This window comes from Sphingorhabdus profundilacus (assembly GCF_009769755.1).
Lineage (GTDB): Bacteria > Pseudomonadota > Alphaproteobacteria > Sphingomonadales > Sphingomonadaceae > Sphingorhabdus_B > Sphingorhabdus_B profundilacus.
The window spans coordinates 128067-144817 of sequence record NZ_SDWJ01000001.1; the positions used below are offsets into that span (position 1 = coordinate 128067).

16 protein-coding genes and 1 tRNA gene are annotated in these 16751 nt (G+C 55.2%); 9 read left to right on the forward strand and 8 right to left on the reverse strand.

Annotated elements, in window-relative coordinates; translation table 11 throughout:
- Nucleotides 1-3: 3 nt before the first annotated feature.
- The 7 genes from fabF to EUU23_RS00630 all read right to left on the reverse strand — a co-directional run bounded on the left by fabF (nt 4) and on the right by EUU23_RS00630 (nt 5538).
- A complete protein-coding gene (gene fabF / locus EUU23_RS00600) occupies nt 4-1260 on the reverse strand; it encodes a beta-ketoacyl-ACP synthase II (protein ID WP_160352210.1) in 1257 nt (418 codons plus the stop codon).
- Between the two features lie 133 nt (nt 1261-1393).
- Nucleotides 1394-1627, reverse strand: a complete 234-nt coding sequence (locus EUU23_RS00605; RefSeq protein WP_143774736.1) for an acyl carrier protein — start codon at nt 1625-1627, stop codon at nt 1394-1396.
- An 81-nt stretch (nt 1628-1708) separates the two neighbouring features.
- Complete coding sequence (gene fabG / locus EUU23_RS00610; protein WP_160352211.1) at nt 1709-2446, reverse strand: 3-oxoacyl-[acyl-carrier-protein] reductase; 738 nt, start codon at nt 2444-2446, stop codon at nt 1709-1711.
- Between the two features lie 22 nt (nt 2447-2468).
- Nucleotides 2469-2990, reverse strand: coding sequence for a GxxExxY protein (locus EUU23_RS00615; protein ID WP_343032663.1), 522 nt, complete (start codon nt 2988-2990; stop codon nt 2469-2471).
- The gene (locus EUU23_RS00620) at nt 2932-3726 is read right to left on the reverse strand and encodes a crotonase/enoyl-CoA hydratase family protein (RefSeq protein WP_160352213.1); all 795 of its coding nucleotides are present in this window, start codon (nt 3724-3726) and stop codon (nt 2932-2934) included. The genes EUU23_RS00615 and EUU23_RS00620 overlap by 59 nt, the downstream gene beginning before the upstream one ends.
- A 4-nt stretch (nt 3727-3730) precedes the next feature.
- The gene (gene fabD, locus EUU23_RS00625) at nt 3731-4669 is read right to left on the reverse strand and encodes an ACP S-malonyltransferase (protein ID WP_160352214.1); all 939 of its coding nucleotides are present in this window, start codon (nt 4667-4669) and stop codon (nt 3731-3733) included.
- A gap of 32 nt (nt 4670-4701) precedes the next feature.
- On the reverse strand, nt 4702-5538 hold the full coding sequence (locus EUU23_RS00630; RefSeq protein ID WP_160352215.1) for an LD-carboxypeptidase: 837 nt from the start codon (nt 5536-5538) through the stop codon (nt 4702-4704).
- An 89-nt stretch (nt 5539-5627) separates the two neighbouring features.
- Between EUU23_RS00630 and EUU23_RS00635 the strand changes: the two genes are divergently transcribed.
- The 7 genes from EUU23_RS00635 to EUU23_RS00665 all read left to right on the forward strand — a co-directional run bounded on the left by EUU23_RS00635 (nt 5628) and on the right by EUU23_RS00665 (nt 10653).
- Complete coding sequence (locus EUU23_RS00635) at nt 5628-7019, forward strand: glutamate ligase domain-containing protein (protein ID WP_160352216.1); 1392 nt, start codon at nt 5628-5630, stop codon at nt 7017-7019.
- Between the two features lie 54 nt (nt 7020-7073).
- The gene (locus EUU23_RS00640) at nt 7074-8201 is read left to right on the forward strand and encodes a diguanylate cyclase domain-containing protein (RefSeq protein ID WP_160352217.1); all 1128 of its coding nucleotides are present in this window, start codon (nt 7074-7076) and stop codon (nt 8199-8201) included.
- Between the two features lie 227 nt (nt 8202-8428).
- Nucleotides 8429-8875 (forward strand): 30S ribosomal protein S6, encoded by a 447-nt coding sequence (rpsF, locus tag EUU23_RS00645; protein WP_160352218.1) that lies wholly within the window; start codon nt 8429-8431, stop codon nt 8873-8875.
- 3 nt (nt 8876-8878) lie between these two features.
- Nucleotides 8879-9103, forward strand: coding sequence for a 30S ribosomal protein S18 (gene rpsR / locus EUU23_RS00650; RefSeq protein ID WP_143774744.1), 225 nt, complete (start codon nt 8879-8881; stop codon nt 9101-9103).
- Between the two features lie 11 nt (nt 9104-9114).
- The gene (rplI, locus tag EUU23_RS00655) at nt 9115-9792 is read left to right on the forward strand and encodes a 50S ribosomal protein L9 (protein WP_160352219.1); all 678 of its coding nucleotides are present in this window, start codon (nt 9115-9117) and stop codon (nt 9790-9792) included.
- A gap of 200 nt (nt 9793-9992) precedes the next feature.
- Nucleotides 9993-10499, forward strand: a complete 507-nt coding sequence (locus EUU23_RS00660) for a 2'-5' RNA ligase family protein (RefSeq protein ID WP_160352220.1) — start codon at nt 9993-9995, stop codon at nt 10497-10499.
- A 77-nt stretch (nt 10500-10576) separates the two neighbouring features.
- A tRNA-Met gene (locus tag EUU23_RS00665) sits at nt 10577-10653 on the forward strand.
- A gap of 7 nt (nt 10654-10660) precedes the next feature.
- On the opposite strand, the gene EUU23_RS00670 is transcribed toward EUU23_RS00665, so the two are convergent.
- Entirely contained in the window at nt 10661-12166 is a 1506-nt protein-coding gene (locus tag EUU23_RS00670) for a tryptophan halogenase family protein (RefSeq protein ID WP_160352221.1), read from the reverse strand.
- A gap of 154 nt (nt 12167-12320) precedes the next feature.
- Between EUU23_RS00670 and EUU23_RS00675 the strand changes: the two genes are divergently transcribed.
- Both EUU23_RS00675 and EUU23_RS00680 read left to right on the forward strand, forming a co-directional pair.
- Nucleotides 12321-15671, forward strand: a complete 3351-nt coding sequence (locus tag EUU23_RS00675) for a TonB-dependent receptor (RefSeq protein ID WP_246155972.1) — start codon at nt 12321-12323, stop codon at nt 15669-15671.
- 105 nt (nt 15672-15776) lie between these two features.
- Nucleotides 15777-16751, forward strand: a complete 975-nt coding sequence (locus EUU23_RS00680; protein ID WP_160352222.1) for a glycoside hydrolase family 16 protein — start codon at nt 15777-15779, stop codon at nt 16749-16751.

Genomic DNA, 16751 nt, shown 5'->3' on the forward strand with positions numbered 1-16751 from the left:
CGGTTAAACGGCTTTCATAATCAGGCTGGCATTTGTTCCGCCAAAACCAAAGCTGTTGTTAAGTACAGCCTTTACCGACCGCTTTTTGGCAAAATGGGGAACAAGATCGACCCCCTCGGTTCCTTCATCCGGATTATCCAGGTTTAATGTTGGGGGAACAATTTGATCCCGCAACGCCAGAATGCAGAAGATGCTCTCCACTGCACCGGCGCCGCCCAGCAAATGTCCGATTGCCGATTTGGTCGAACTCATCGATACGGTTGATATGGCGTCGCCAAACAGCCGTTTAACAGCACCCAGTTCGATCGTATCCGCCATGGTCGAGGTACCATGGGCATTGATGTAATCGATATCGGAAGGCGTCATACCTGCTTTTTTCAGCGCCATCTGCATGGACCGATAGGCACCGTCGCCCTCTGGATGTGGTGCGGTTACATGATAGGCATCACCCGACAAACCATAGCCTACGACTTCGGCATAGATTTTCGCCCCGCGTGCCTTGGCATGTTCATATTCTTCCAGAACAACGATGCCCGCGCCTTCGCCCATGACAAACCCGTCGCGGTCCTTGTCATAAGGGCGGCTGGCTTGTTCGGGGCGATCATTATAGGTCATGTTCAATGCCCGCGCCTGAGCAAAACCGGCAATGCCCAAAGGATTGATCGTGCCTTCCGCACCGCCAGCCAACATGATGTCAGCATCATCGTCGCGGATCATACGCGCGGCGTCACCAATAGAATGCGCGCCGGTTGAACACGCCGTGACCACCGCGTGATTTGGGCCTTTCAGGCCATATTTGATGCTGACTTGTCCAGAAATCAAGTTGATGAGACGTCCGTGCACAAAATGCGGACTCACACGGCCGGGACCTTTTTCGGCCAAGAGCAATGCTTCGCTTTCAATGCCGGGGAGTCCGCCGATACCTGATCCGATCGAGCACCCTGCACGCAGTTTTTGTTCTTCAGTCAGATCGGTAAGTCCGGCATCTTCCAATGCCTGACCCGCAGCGTCGATGCCGTAAATAATGAAAGGGTCGACTTGCCGCTGCACTTTGTGATCAACGCGTTTGTCAGGATCAAAGCCCCATGGGTGATCCTTGGGCTTTACTTCACATGCAATATGACATTTCTGGTCACTGGTATCGAAGCGAGTGATAACACCTGCACCCGATTTACCCGCGATCAGATTGGCCCAAGCGGTTTCAACATCCGCGCCCAAAGGCGTAACCAGCCCCAGTCCGGTAACCACAACACGACGCATGTTCTATCTCCTGGTGGGTAATTCCGTTGCCCAATAAAAACAAGTGGAACCAAAATGCAAACGGCTTTCCGGTAATTACCGGAAAGCCGCGCTATCCTTAAGATGTGCAACGCAAAAGCGCTACTTCACCCAATCAACCGTTGGCGTTGATAAAGTCGATTGCGTCCTTGACGGTTGCAATCTTTTCAGCCGCATCGTCGGGGATTTCTACATTGAACTCTTCTTCAAAAGCCATGACCAGTTCGACAATGTCAAGACTGTCGGCCCCTAAATCGTCAATAAAGCTGGCTGCTTCCGTTACCTTATCGGCTTCAACACCCAGATGTTCGACAACGATTTTTTTGACCCGGTCCGCGGTATCACTCATTTTTTTGCCCCTTATAGTTTGGGAGGATTAATATCAGGACTCGCCCTAATGTCCAGAATGGCTGCTGGCAAGTGGCAAGCGTCAAAGCATCGCCATCCCGCCGTTAACATGTAGTGTCTGGCCTGTGATATATCCAGCCTCCTTTGAAGCAAGATAGGCAATCGCGGCGCCAATATCGGTGCCTTCGCCCATGCGCCCCATTGGAATTCGAGTATTTAAAGCTTCCTTTTGGGCATCGGGCAGCACGTCGGTCATCGGCGTCGCGATAAAGCCGGGCGCGACGCAGTTTACCGTAATTCCGCGGCTGGCAAGCTCTTGCGCTATGGATTTCGACATTCCCACGAGTCCCGCCTTTGATGCGGCATAATTGGCCTGGCCGGGGTTGCCAGTTGCGCCCACGACACTTGTAACCGAGATCATGCGTCCAAAACGCGCTTTCATCATGGGGCGGCTGGCTGCGCGCATCAGGCGAAACGCGCTTTCCAGATTGATCTGGATCACTTCGGCCCATTCTTCGTCTTTCATCCGCATAGTAAGGTTGTCGCGGGTCACGCCTGCGTTGTTCACCAGAATGTCGATCTGGCCCAATTTCTCGAGCGCTGCCGGAACAAGCGCCTCAACGCTTTCCGCGTCACCCAGATTGCACGGTATCGCGTCATGATCGCCGCCCAGAGAGGCGCGAAACGCCTCCAATTTGTCGACATTGGACCCGGAAACTGCCAGACGCGCTCCTTGGGCAGCCAGAGCATGGCAAATCGCGCTCCCAATCCCGCCCGATGCTCCTGTTACAAGGGCGGTCATGCCGGTAAGATCAAACATCAATTCATTCCTTTTGATTGGTTCACGTTGATTGGTTCACGCGGAGGCGCGGAGACGCGGAGGGTTTGTAGTCGTTTACCACGCGCTTAAAGCCATCAATAAGTTTAACGCCGCCAAAATTTATCAGGAGACCAACAGACTGCTTAGTAAGCCTCAGATATGTATGAAGTTGTTTGTGATGGGCAGCATTTAAGGCGTCAACCGATTTGATTTCTATAATAAGCCAGCCGTCGACGAGCATATCGATGCGAAACGCTTCTTTGAAACACTGATCTTCAAATATGATATCTATTGGCTTTTGCCTTTCCACACGATATCCCATGTCCGCTAGCTTTCCCGCCAGTACAATCTCGTAGACACGCTCCATTAAGCCGGGGCCAAGCTCACGGTGCAATCGAATTGCAGTATCCAGCACGTCGCCCGTTACTTTCTCGCTATCGCGCGTCTCATTCTCTCCGCGCCTCCGCGTCTCCGCGTGAACCATCTCACTCTCCTGTAAACTTCGGCGTGCGTTTTTCCATAAACGCGTTGATGGCTTCGTCATTGTCGGCGGTGGAGTGGGCAAGGGCTTGCATCGCAGCTGACATTTCGAGGATATTTTTCAACTCTGCGGTTTGCCCTTCGCGCAAGAGACGCTTGGTCATACGGACAGCGTGGGATGGGTTGGCGGCGATTTTGTCCGCGATCCGGCGCGCGGCGCCCATCAAATCTTCTGGTGCAACTACTTCGGAAACAAGGCCGATACGCAACGCCTCCGCCGCATCAATCATTTCACCGGTGAGCGCCAGTTCAGTTGCTTTGGAAAATCCGACAATGCGCGGAAGCAGCCAAGCGCCGCCATCACCCGGTATGATGCCGAGCTTGACGAAGCTCTCCGCAAATTTGGCGTTGTCGGATGCAACACGGATATCGCACATGCACGCAAGGTCGCAGCCCGCGCCGATGGCATGACCGTTGACAGCGGCCACGACCGGAACTTCCAGTGCCTGGAATAAAAGGGGCAGGCGTTGAATGCCATATTTGTAATTCCGGCGCGTCTGGACAGACTTTGCTGAGCGGAGGCTACCGACGTCGGGCGCCATTTGCTTCAAATCTCCGCCCGAAGAAAAGGCGCTGCCTGCACCCGTCAAGATAACGCAGCCGATGGTGATGTCCTTATCCGCAGCCTCCATCGCGGCGCATAGGGCATCCACCACATCATTGTCGGAGATGGGATTGCGCTTTTCGGGCAGGTTCAATGTTACGGTAAGGACAGCGCCATCGCGTTCTTGCAGGAGCATGGTTTTAAAGTTCCTTCAAAAGAGCTTCGATGTCGTCCATCGAAATGATGTTGGCTGTGGAGACATCTTCGCCAGCGCTGCGCTTCACCATGGGGCTCAGGACTTTGCCGCCAAACTCGACGAAATGGGTGACGCCTGCTCCTGCCATTGCGATTGCAGACTCTCGCCAACGCACTCGGCCGGTCACCTGTTGGACCAACTGCGCGCGGATGGTATCGGGGTCGACAACCGCATCTGCCGTTACATTGGCGTAGAGAGGCACGATCGGTGTTTGCAGTTCGGTTTTGCTTAGGGCTTCGGCCATGGCGTCGGCGGCTGGCTGCATCAATGGGCAATGAAAGGGTGCCGATACCGGCAGGAGAATGCCGCGTTTAATGCCGTGCTCTCTCACCAGTTCCACTGCACGATCAATCGCGCTTTTGTGGCCCGATATGACAACCTGCGAAGGATCATTGTCGTTCGCCACGGTACAGGTTTCGCCCTCGGCAGCGGCCTTTGCCAAGGCCTCAGCTTTTTCGATGTCCGCCCCCAGCAAAGCTGCCATCGCGCCGATTCCGACAGGAACTGCCGCCTGCATGGCGCGGCCGCGCAATTTGAGGAGCCGTGCGGTCGTCGCGAGATCGAACGTCCCTGCCGCGCATAATGCCGAATATTCACCCAGTGAATGGCCAGCGACAAAGCTGCACTTGCTCCCGAGGGAGACGCCACCTTCAACCTCCAGCACCCGCAAGGTTGCAATGGCGTTGGCCATGATGGCGGGCTGCGCATTCTCGGTCAGCGTCAGGTCACTTTCGGGGCCTTCGCACATCAATTTGAACAGGTGCTGGCCCAAGGCGTCATCGACTTCCTGAAACACGGCCTTCGCGGTGGGGCTGGCCGCCGCAAGGGCCTGACCCATGCCAACGGCCTGACTGCCTTGGCCCGGAAAGATGAATGCGCGCATGAATGCTCCCTTTCAGATATGTTTGCAGCCGCCTAGAAAGTGGCGCTGGATGTTGCAAGCCCGAACGGCACGATCTTGTTATCCGCGTCGTGGCCAATATCAGCGGCGCCCAGGAAGGTGATGCCGCTGTTTCGGCACCAGCGCTTGGCAATTTCGATTGCGCCTTCGCCAAAGGGGCGGTCATTGTCGGGCACATCGCTGACCCGGCCGAGCCGCAAACCGGAAAGCCCAGCGTCTTTCAAATGGCTGCTCACATGAAAGAAAGCGCGGTCAAAGGCATAGAGATATTCGCTAACTTCTTCGATCATGAGAACATGGCCCTTAAGGTCCGGCATCAACGGCGTCCCGACCATCATGGCCAACGTCATCAGATTGAAGGCCGCATAGCGTTCGCCTGCCTGTATATGCGGCTCCAGCGATTGCGGGTTGCGGTCGGCGATCCAGTCGAGCGCGCGGATGACGGCTGCCTCGCCACCTGTCCGCCGGATATCTGCCGGCATCGGGCCGTGGGCAAGGTGCAGAAAACCGTGGCGCTTAAGGCAGCCGAGCAGATTGCCCTGATCGCTATAGCCCATGTAGAGTTTGCGGCGCGCCACGTCCTTCAAGCTGGCAACCGCGCTTTCGGCGATCCGGCATGCGCCATATCCGCCCCGCACAAACCATATGGCGTCAACGCCGGGGTCGTTGGCGAGATCGACGAAAGCGGACAGACGCTCCAAATCCGTCCCTGCAAAATGGCCATTCTCGGTGAAGCATTGCGGGTCGAACAATAACTCCGCATCGGGATGATGCGTGGCCGCCAACGCAGTCACGCGATTGGCGTCTTCGCGGGTAAAGACGGTTGAGGGGGCGCAAATCCCGATCTTCATGTCTGCCGTTCCTTCCGCCCGTCAATGTTCAACCACGCTTTAACATCGTGCATGTTGCCAAAGCCAGCGCCACGCAATAGCGGGGATGGATGAGCAATACCAAATCCTATTTCTTCTGTGGCATTGGCGGTTCAGGTATGCTGCCGCTCGCCACTATATTGGCGGAGCAGGGCGCAGAAGTCGCCGGGTCCGACCGTGCGCTGGACCAAGGGCGTCTGGGGGCAAAGTTCGAATATCTGCAAGCGCGGGGCATGGACCTGTTCGCGCAGGATGGAAGCGGCCTGACATGCGGGGGGCAGATTTTGGTAGCTTCCGCTGCGGTCGAAGACAGCGTGCCCGATGTCGCCAAGGCCAAGGCGCTGGGTTGCGCGCGCATGACGCGGGCCCAGTTGCTTGCAGAATTGTTCAACGCATCCCCGCGGTCGGTTGCCGTGGGCGGAACGAGCGGCAAATCGACGGTAACGGGTATGATCGGCTGGATCGCCAGCGAACTGTCCTGCGACCCTACGATAATGAACGGCGCCGTCATGCGTAACTTTGCAGATGCCGACGCACCCTTTGCCAGCAGCCGGGTGGGCAAGGGCGGACTGTTCATCAGCGAAGTGGATGAAAGCGATGGTTCTATCGCGCTGTTCCAGCCGGAAATTGCGGTGCTGAACAACATCACACTTGACCACAAAAGCCTTGCTGAATTGCGGCAGTTGTTCGGCGATTTTGCTGCGCGGGCGAAGTGCACGGTTTGGAACGCCGATGATCCCGAAAGTGTCGCGCTCATGGCGGGAAAATCCAAGGCGGTTTCCTTTGGCTTTGCGGAGAAGGCCGAATATCGGGCTGTCGATCTGGTGGAGGCCCCCCTGTCGGTCGAATTTCGGCTGCTGGTGAAAGGGGCGGAATATGCGGTAAAGCTGGCGGTGCCGGGACGACATAATGCGGCCAATGCGCTGGCGGCGCTTGCCGCAAGCGGGGCGCTGGGACTTGATCTGGAAAAGGCCGTTGCGGCCATCGGCCGGTATAAAGGGCTGGCGCGCCGTTTCGAGATTATCGGCACCACGCGCGGCATTACCGTCATCGACGACTTCGGCCACAACCCGGACAAGATATCGGCGACTCTCGATACGTTGAAAGCGTTCCCGGGCCGGGTCATTGCCTTTTTTCAACCGCATGGTTTTGGACCCTTGCGGGTGATGGGAAAGGAACTTGCCGAGGTGTTCGCGGCAAAGCTGGTTAGCAGCGATCTCCTCTATCTTTGTGATCCTGTCTATTTTGGCGGCACCGTGGACAAAACTATCGGTGCGGACAACATCGTTGCACTTGTTAATAGTGCAGGGACGGTGCGCGCCGAACATATTGTTGATAGGGTCGATTGTGCAAAGCAGATAACCGCCGTTGCACGACCGGGCGACCGGATTGTAATCATGGGCGCGCGGGATGACACGCTGAGCGCTTTTGCCGCAGAAATGTTGGACAATATTCGCGGCTAAGTGCCCGCAAAAAAATATGGTAAAGAAAATACGTGGGCGTCCGTTTCTTGGCTCATGAACAATTTATCTCTCGATATGGGTGGCAGCACCGACGCTGCCGGTGGCCTCTTAAAGTGGCTTTGGGGACGTAAACCCGAGGTCCGCAATCCGAATGTCCGCGAAGAATTATCGCGTGATGACCGGTTTATGATGCGACATGGTGCCATGGTCGAAGATATCTGTGAATTTCTGGCGCGCGCCGGACTGGACCCGATCCCCGACCATTATGAGTTAGCTTGGCTCTATTTGGCCGGGGCTTCGAGTACCCAGAGGCACATGATTGAAGCCCATATGCTGGAACATGGCGGCATTGCCCCTGTTCACGCTACCGGCCTGCTTGATGTCATGCGGAATGCCATTAGCGAGCGTGAATTGGCCCAAATGGTCGAGAAGGCCAAAAGTGATATCAATGAAGCGCAATTGACGGCGGATCGATCAGGTCAGGAAGTTGCGAACTTCGGGGTGGCGCTGGGAATTTCAGCCGACTCTCTGGCCGATCCCGATGCGGCGCGTGAGGCCGTCATTAAGCTACAAAATCTGACCAAGAATATGATGGAACGGGCCGCCAAGGCCGAAGCGGAATTGAAAGAACGCTCCAAAGCCATGTCTCAGTTGAAAAGCCGGTTGGTGCAAAGCCAGAAGCAGGCGCTCAGCGATGCGCTAACTGGACTTCCCAATCGCAGGGCGTTCGATCTTCAGTTAGACGAGGCTATCGAAAACGCACATGAAACCAAGCAACCCTTGTCAGTGGCTTTTTGTGACATTGACCATTTCAAAAGGGTCAATGATACCCACGGCCACGCCGTTGGCGACCGGGTCATCAAACATGTCGCACAGGTGCTGAAAAGCTGCGCCGGGGCAAAAGCCCATGTCGCGCGGCACGGTGGTGAAGAATATGCCCTGTTGTTCGAAAATATGAACGCATCGTTCGCATGCGATCTCCTCAACAGCGCTCGCGCCCGACTGGATGCCAAAAGGCTTGTAGCCAAGGACACCAATTCAACGATCGGCGAAGTCACCATTTCCTGCGGTGTTGCCACCTTACAGATAGGCGAAACCGGCGCATCCATGCTCACCCGCGCCGATCAGGCGTTATATGAAGCCAAAAACACCGGCCGCAACCGTATCTGCATCGCGCCTTGACTTGCCTCGACTTGGTGATCTGAACTTATCTCAGGAACCATTGTGGAGCGAAGCCTTTTTGACCGAAGTAAAATGCACCCGTGCAGATATGGCCGAATCGCTTGCATTCCCTGAAAAAGCCACCTAAGCGCCCCACTTCGCTCAGGCCCGCCTGACCGAAACGAAGAAAGCCGGAGGGGCGTTCGCATGGTGCGGCGTCAGCGATCGGTAGGAACAAGGAAACGCCCATGCCGCTGTACGAGCATGTATTTTTGGCGCGTCAGGACCTGTCACAGGCTCAAGTCGACGCGCTGGCTGAAAATGCCACCAAGATTGTGGAAGACAATGAAGGTAAAGTCATCAAGACCGAAACCTGGGGTCTTCGCACATTGACCTATAAAATCCAGAAAAACCGCAAGGCACATTTTGTCATGCTGGACATCGAAGCTTCCGGCGCAACCATTGCCGAGCTTGAACGCCAGACCCGCATGAACGAAGACGTGATCCGTTACATGACCGTCCGCGTTGACGAACATGAAAAGGGACCGTCGGTCATGATGCGTAAGAGCGACCGTCCAGAGCGCAGCGAACGCGGCGGCTTTGGTGGTGATCGCGATCGCGGTGACCGTGGCGACCGTGGCGCCCCGCGTGGTGACCGTCCCGACCGCGCACCCCGTGCAGAGCAGGAGGCTTAAATCATGGCACGTCCGTTTTTCCGTCGTCGCAAGTCCTGCCCGTTTCAGGGTAAAGATGCGCCAAAGATTGATTACAAAGATGTACGCCTGCTTCAGGGCTACATTTCCGAGCGCGGCAAGATTGTCCCGTCGCGCATCACCGCCGTTTCGGCAAAGAAGCAGCGTGAGCTGGGCCAGGCTATCAAGCGCGCCCGTCACATCGGCCTTCTGCCGTACATTGTGAAGTAAGGAGCCGGAATATGGATATCATACTTCTCGAACGCGTTGAAAAGCTGGGTGCTATTGGTGATGTTGTCACTGTGAAGGATGGCTATGCCCGTAACTTCCTGTTGCCGAACAAGAAAGCCCTGCGCGCAAATGATGCAAATCGCAAGGTTTTCGAAGCCAACCGCGCCCGCATCGAAAGCGATAACGCGACTCGCCGCGACGAAGCGCAAGCAGCTTCGGGCAATGTCGAAGGCAAGCAGATCGTTCTGATCCGCGCTGCATCGCAAACCGGCCAGCTTTATGGTTCGGTTTCGGTTAAAGACATCGTCGATGGCCTGAACGCACAGGACGCCAAGGTCGCCAAGTCAATGATCGTGCTCGAACGCCCGATCAAAACACTTGGCCTGTTCGACGTGCGCGTTGTTTTGCACCCCGAAGTTTCGGTGATGGTCAAGGTCAACGTTGCCCGTTCGGATGACGAAGCCGAACTGCAAAAAGACGGTGTCAATGTTCTCGACCAGATGTTCGAAGCCGAACAAGCCGAGATCGCTGCCGAAGCCATTGAAGCCCAGGTCGAAGCTGAAGTGGCTGCCGATGCTGCTGATGCAGCCGAAGCTGCCGCAAATGCAAAGCGCCGCGAAGAACAGGCAGCCGCCAAGGCTGCTGCTGAAGCTGAAGGCGGTTTGTCGGCGGATGCCGGCGACGCATAAGTTTTTCGTCACGAAGCAAATGAGCCGCTCGATCAACAGGTCGGGCGGCTTTTTTGTGTCTGCTTTTCCTGTTGTCTCGTCATCCTGAACTTGTTTCAGGATCTTAATTTTATGTCGCCCGGAAAGTGAGATGCTGAAACAAGTTCAGCATGACGAATGGTTGGTGTTGGCCGTGCGCGCCAATGTGCTAAGTCTGCGCGATGACCGCGCCGATCATTATCACTGCCGAAATGGGCAAAGCGGATCAGGCATGGTCCAACGCATTGCGCCGGGCGCACTTCCCGGCGGAGCGCAACTTTCTGGACGCGCATATAACCCTGTTTCACCATTTGCCGCCCAGTCATTTGGCGGAAATTAAATCCCGACTGTCGGCACTGGCGAAAGAATGCCCTGCGCCAGTCGCGACACTGTCCGATGTGATGATGTTGGGACGCGGCGTCGCCTATCGGGTGGAAAGCCCCGAATTGCTTGCGCTTCGTGATGAGTTGGCGGCGGAGTTCCAGGGGCTTCTCATTCCGCAGGATCAATCGCGCCCACGCTTGCACATCACGGTCCAGAACAAGGTCGAACCCGCCATTGCCAAGGCCCTGCATGCCGCGCTGGTGCAAGATTTCAGGCCGCGTCCGCTTGCGATTGCGGGACTTGGTGCCCATTATTACAGGGGCGGTCCTTGGGACCTAATTGGTCGTTGGTCATTTCGCGGCTGACAGCCCTTGACCCGCCCGAACCCCCCGCTTATAGCGCCGCGTGCTTCCCCGCCGATGCAGGGATTCACGCTTGGTATGGCGAAGTAGCTCAGCTGGTTAGAGCGGTGGAATCATAATCCATAGGTCGGGGGTTCAAGTCCCTCCTTCGCTACCATTCACCTTTACGCAGGTGCCGGACAATATTGCTTCAAATAGGCGTCGTGCGTCGGCATTTGCTGGACGAGGTAGCGGATGGATTGCTCCATTTCGTTGATTTCCTTGACCGTCTCCGGTTTGCCGATCACATTGGCCATCGGGTTATGGCCAGTCATTGCGATACCCTGACCCATCATCACCGCCGCCCAACTGGTCTCGGTGAACAACTCGTCCTCTTCGCGGAAGATCTGCCCATTCATCTGGAACAATTCGGTCTTTTCCGTCAAGCTGTCGGGCACCGCCATGTTGCGGCAATAGTTCCAGAATTCGGAGTCATCGCGGCTGGTTGCGTTATAATGCAGAATCAAAAAGTCACGGATGCGGATATATTCTTTGGTGGTCAGCCGGTTGAATGCATCTTCCTGAGTCTGGGTAATGCCGTCCAGCGACAAGAGGGCGATCAGCTTATTGATGCCGGTGTTCACAAGGTGGATTGAGGTTGATTCCAACGGTTCCATGAAGCCGGCCGCCAATCCCAAAGCCACCACATTCTTGTTCCAGAATTTCTTGCGCCGGCCTGTGGTAAAGCGCAGGAAATTGGGTTCGGCACCCGGCTTGCCGGCGATGTTGCCCACTAATATCGAATGCGCCTCGTCATCGGACATATATTCGCTGCAATAGACATGACCATTGCCGTTGCGGTGTTGCAGGGGGACTTGCCATTGCCAGCCTGCCTTGTGTGCGGTTGCGCGGGTGTAGGGCAGGGGGCCGCTGCCATCTTCGCGAACGCAGGGCAGGGCCACGGCCCGGTTACAGGGCAGATAGTTGGACCAGTCTTCATATCCGGTCTTCAACGCCTGTTCGATCAACAGTCCGCGAAAACCGGAGCAGTCGATAAACAAATCGCCTTTAACAGTGTCACCATTGTCCATGGTCAGCGAGGTGACATACCCGGTTTCACTATCTAATATGACATCAGCAACCTTGCCTTCGCGCCGCACGACACCTCTTGTTTCGGCGTAGTTCCGCAAAAAGCGCGCATAGCGGCCCGCATCAAGATGATAGGCATAATTGACAGGCGGCAAATCTTCGCGCTGGAAATCCGCTGTGCGGGCAAAGCGGCCGAAATAGGCGGCCATGGTTTCCACGTTAAACGCTTGTATGGGGCGCTTATCGCCTAATTGGCGCATTTTGTGCCAGACCTGATGAAATGAAACGCCTTCAATCTGATATCCATACGCACCGAATGGATGGATGTAGCTGTCGCCCAATTTACCCCAATTGACGAACTGGATGCCCAGTTTGAAACTGCCTTGTGCAGCGGCAAGCATTTCCTGTTCGCTGACGCCCAGCAACTGATTGAATTCGACAAAGGGCGGTATCGTCGCCTCGCCCACCCCTACTGTGCCGATTTCTTCCGATTCAATCAGGGTGATTTCCACCTGTTTTCCGGTGCAAAGGCGCGACAGGGCGGCGCCCGCCATCCAGCCAGCCGTTCCCCCACCTACGATTATGATATGTTCAATGGCCATATTCTCTTGCCCTTCATGAAACGCATCGACCTTGAGCGCAAGTATCGAAATTGTGAACGTTCATATTGCCTCTTGTGAACGCTCTCAATTGCCGTTACAACAGCTATTAACATGTGGGAACTATACCCGCAGAGCAAGCATCAGGGAGGATCAATTGGCTCAAACATCTAAAATTATCGCGTGGCGTTCGCAGCGTTTTGCAGCGCTTACCACGGCATCCACCCTCGCGCTGTGTGCGTTTTCGGTACAACCTGCATTTGCCCAAGCGACCGAAACACCGGAAGAAGTCGTGGAAACGGCGGACACCGAAGATGCAATTGTTGTTACCGGCTTCAAAAAATCACTCGAAAGCGCGCAAAATGTAAAGCGTGATGCAGATACTTTCGTCGACGCCATTACGGCAGAAGACATCGGCGCATTGCCCGACCGTTCAGTCGCCGAAGCGCTGCAACGCGTACCTGGGGTCAATATCGGACGCTTCGAAAAGACCACCGACCCTGATCGCTTCTCGGTTGAAGGTACCGGCGTCATTATCCGCGGCCTTCCTTATGTTCGCTCAGAATTGAACGGACGCGAGATTTTCTCGGCAACCGGTGGACGCGAACTCAGTTTTAACGACATTTCGCCCGAACTGCTTGGTCGGGTTGAAGTCTTCAAAAACGTAACTGCGGATTTGGTTGAAGGTGCGATTGCCGGAACAGTCAATCTGGTCACGCGCAAGCCGCTCGATTCGAAGGGTTTGAAAATCGGCGCGACCATCGGCGCAAATTACGGCGATTTGCGTAAAGAATGGTCTCCCGAATTTTCCGGTCTGATTTCCAACCGTTGGGATACAGAAGCAGGGTCGTTCGGCCTCCAATTCGGCTATGCCTATTCCGAATTGAAAAGCCGCACGGACGCGTCTCAAGTGGCTGACCCTTGTTACCGCGCGCCTACCTTTGACGGACCGTGTCTGCGTGCCGTATCGGTTGGTTCAGGCGGATTTGTCGGTGATCCCAATTTTAACGCATCCAACTTCCCGCCACCCGGCGCGCTGGTTGTGCCAAAGGGCGCGGGTGTTCGTACAACCGATCTTGACCGGACGCGCGAAGCATTTTCCGCTGTTGGTCAATATGAAAGCTCGGATGGCCGGTTCATGGCTACGGTCGAATGGCTCCGGTCAGAAACAAGCTTTGATACTGAAGAATTTGCGCTGATTTCCCGGGTTGACGACGAAGGTTTGTTCCCCGTTCCTGCTGCTGGTAGCACTTGGACATTTGACGAAAACGGGGTTTTTCAAAGCGGCATTTTAACCCAACGCCCCGGCGATGCCTATGCCACGCCATTTGGCCGGGGCGGCATTCCGATCGACTCGCTGCGCTTCTTGCGCGGCACCGAAGGCGTGACCGAGGACATATCGCTCGACTTGAAATTTGAAGCCACCGACCGTTTGCGGTTCAGTCTTGAGGCGCAAAAAATCAACTCAACGCTCAGCCGGGACTCGGTCTTCGGCGCGCTCAGTACATTTGCGAATGTGGCACTCGACCTGTCGGGCAAGACACCGCAAGTCGAATTCCTGGCGCCTCCCGGTGCGCCTGCCGACTATTTTAGCGCGGGCCTGAATACTTATTACTGGTTTGGCCTTGATAGCCGCGAGAAGAATGAAGGTGACCTGAAAACGTTAAGCTTCGATGCCGAATATGACATCAGCGATGAGGGCTTTTTCAAACGTGCTCGTTTTGGCGCGCGTTGGGGCGATCGCGACCGCACTACGCGTAATACGAACTTCAGCACATGGGGCAATCTGTCTGCGCCTTGGGCCGGTCGTGCAGGCTGCGCCCCTTGGAACGACGGGCCCGGATGTGCTGCGACAGGCGGGTTCGTTCCAGGTCGTTGGTTTACCGGACTTCAAGGTCAGGAATTCGCCATTGCTGGGGGCGCGTTTACCGACGATTTTCCAAATTATTCGCAATATCGCGCTCCGTTTGCCAACGGATTCCAACGCGGCAGCGCGCCCGTTCCAATCCAAAATGGCTCCGGCTGGTTTTTTGGCGGAGACGACTTCCTCGGTGAATATCTGAGCGGCCTTACCGATCAGCAATTCGAAGAAATCCAGACATTCGGTCAATCGCCACAACGATTCAGTTACGGCGTGAACGGACGTACCCGTACCGATCCATTGACACTCTTGGCCGTCCCTTGCGATATCGAAGGCGTATATTGCCCCGACGAAGTATCGACGGTCGCAGAAGAAACCAAAGCGGCTTATGCCCGTGTTGATTTCGGACGTGAATTTGACGGTGGAATAAAGCTTTCGGGCAACTTTGGCCTGCGTTATGTTGAAACCACGGTTACCAGCGGCGGCCGGGTCGGCTTGCCTTCTCCAGTCCGGTTCGACGCAGTCGCCAATGGTTTTGGCAATGGTGACGGTGTCGTCCAACTTTCAGAAATAGCGGCCAGTTGTGCCGGGCCCGTGATTCCAGGAATCCCGCGTGGATATTGTAGTCTTTCGGCTGCCCGCCAGGCGGAATTTGCAGCTGCCCATACCGGCGAGATTATTATCGATGACCGGAAAATTAGGTTCGAAAACTGGCTGCCCAGTTTTAATGCCAAACTTGATGTGGGTGATGGATTGCTGTTCCGTGCGGCGGTGTCGAAAGGCATTTCACGACCTGACTTGCAGCTTTTCCGCGCCGGTGGCGGCATTGGAGATAACACCAACGCGCTCTTGATTGCCCAAACGCTTGAGACTGGGCCGTTGTTTGCCTTGCAAACCGGTAACCGTAATTTGCGGCCGGTTACTTCATGGAACTATGATCTGTCGGCTGAATGGTATTTCAATACGGTCGGTTCGCTGACATTATCGTTATTCTTGAAAGACATACAGGGTATCGTGAATGATGGTTTTGAAATCGTCAATTACACCAGCGGCAGCGGTGTTTCGACCGATGTGCAGGTTAGCGGCCCCATCAACGACCAGAAAGGCAAGCTCAAGGGTTTCGAACTTGCTTATCAACAAACCTATGACTTCCTGCCAGGACTTCTGAGTGGTTTGGGTTCGCAACTAACGTACACTTATGTCGATGGAACTGACTTTTCCAACCCCAACCTCGCCGGCGCCGGTCAGTCATCGGTTACGTCAGCTGTAAACCGGTTGAATTCGGGTGCATTTACCGGGCTTCAACCGCTTGCGGGCTTGTCGAAGCATACAGTAAACGCAACTGTGTTTTACGAAAAGGGGCCCATCGCATTGCGGGCTGCTTATAACTGGCGCTCTGCCTTCCTTATAACCGTTCGCGATGACATTTTCCCCTTCTCGCCAATTTGGCAGGAATCAACCGGACAGCTGGACGCGTCGATATTCTATTCGATTACCGACCAGATCAAAGTGGGTATCCAAGGTGTCAACCTGCTTGACGAAGTTACAAGGACTTCGCAGGTAGTCGATTTTGACGGTACGCGGGTGACCCGTTCTGCATTCCGGAATGACCGTCGCTATACATTCCTGGCTCGTTTCCAGTTTTAGGACCTTTCTAGGTGTCGCAATGGACGGGCTCTGGTCATATGACCGGGGCCCGTTCTGTTTTTGGATAGTGGGCGTGGCATATCCCACTCGTTAAGGAGCGTTGAAATGCAACCGAGAATATTGGGCATGATATTGCTCGCAGCATTGACGCAGAGTGCCTGCGCGAAAGCTGACGCACCTGCCAAATCTGGCGGATGGGAGATGGTCTGGTCCGACGAGTTTGAGGGGACGGAACTGGATCGTACAAAATGGAAACCGGAAATATCCTGCTGGGGCGGTGGCAATGATGAACGGCAATGCTACACGGACCGTCCGAAAAACATAAAGGTCGCAGACGGTCTGTTGCACCTGATGGCCCATAAGGAACGCTTCACCGGCCCCGAACGGCCGCCCGAAATTGCCGAAAAACCGAACCCAAAAAAAACGCAGGGTTTTACATCGGGTAAGGTCCGCACATTGGGCCTTGCAAGCTGGAAATATGGAAAAATCGAATTTCGTGCCAAGCCGCCCAAAGGGCAGGGAACATGGCCTGCGATTTGGATGATGCCGAGCGGAAACACATATGGTGGTTGGCCCCGTTCGGGCGAAATCGACATATTGGAAGGCGTCAACCTTGGTGCAGCCTGCCCGACCTGTGATGGAAATGTCGGCGAAAACCGGATGATCAGCGCGCTGCATTTTGGCGATTTTGCCCCCGCCAATAAATTTGTAGACACCCGCGTGGCGTTGCCGTCCAAAATGCTTCCTTCCGATGATTTTCACATCTGGACTTTGGAATGGGGCGAAGGGGTTATGCGTTTCTATCTCGATGGCCGCTTTTATTGGGAGGTGACGGCAGATAAATGGGATAGCGCGTCGCCGCTGGCCAAATCAAATGACGTTGCACCTTTTGATCAACCCTTTTACATCATGGCCAATCTGGCCATTGGGGGTAGGCTTTCGGAAAACAATAATGATAAAGGCGTGGCAGCAACGGTTACTCCGACGGAGTTTTTGATCGATTGGGTCCGGATTTACCAATGTTCGGAAGACCCGCAAAAGGGATTAGCCTGTATGCAAAAGGCCAAGAGGGACGAATAA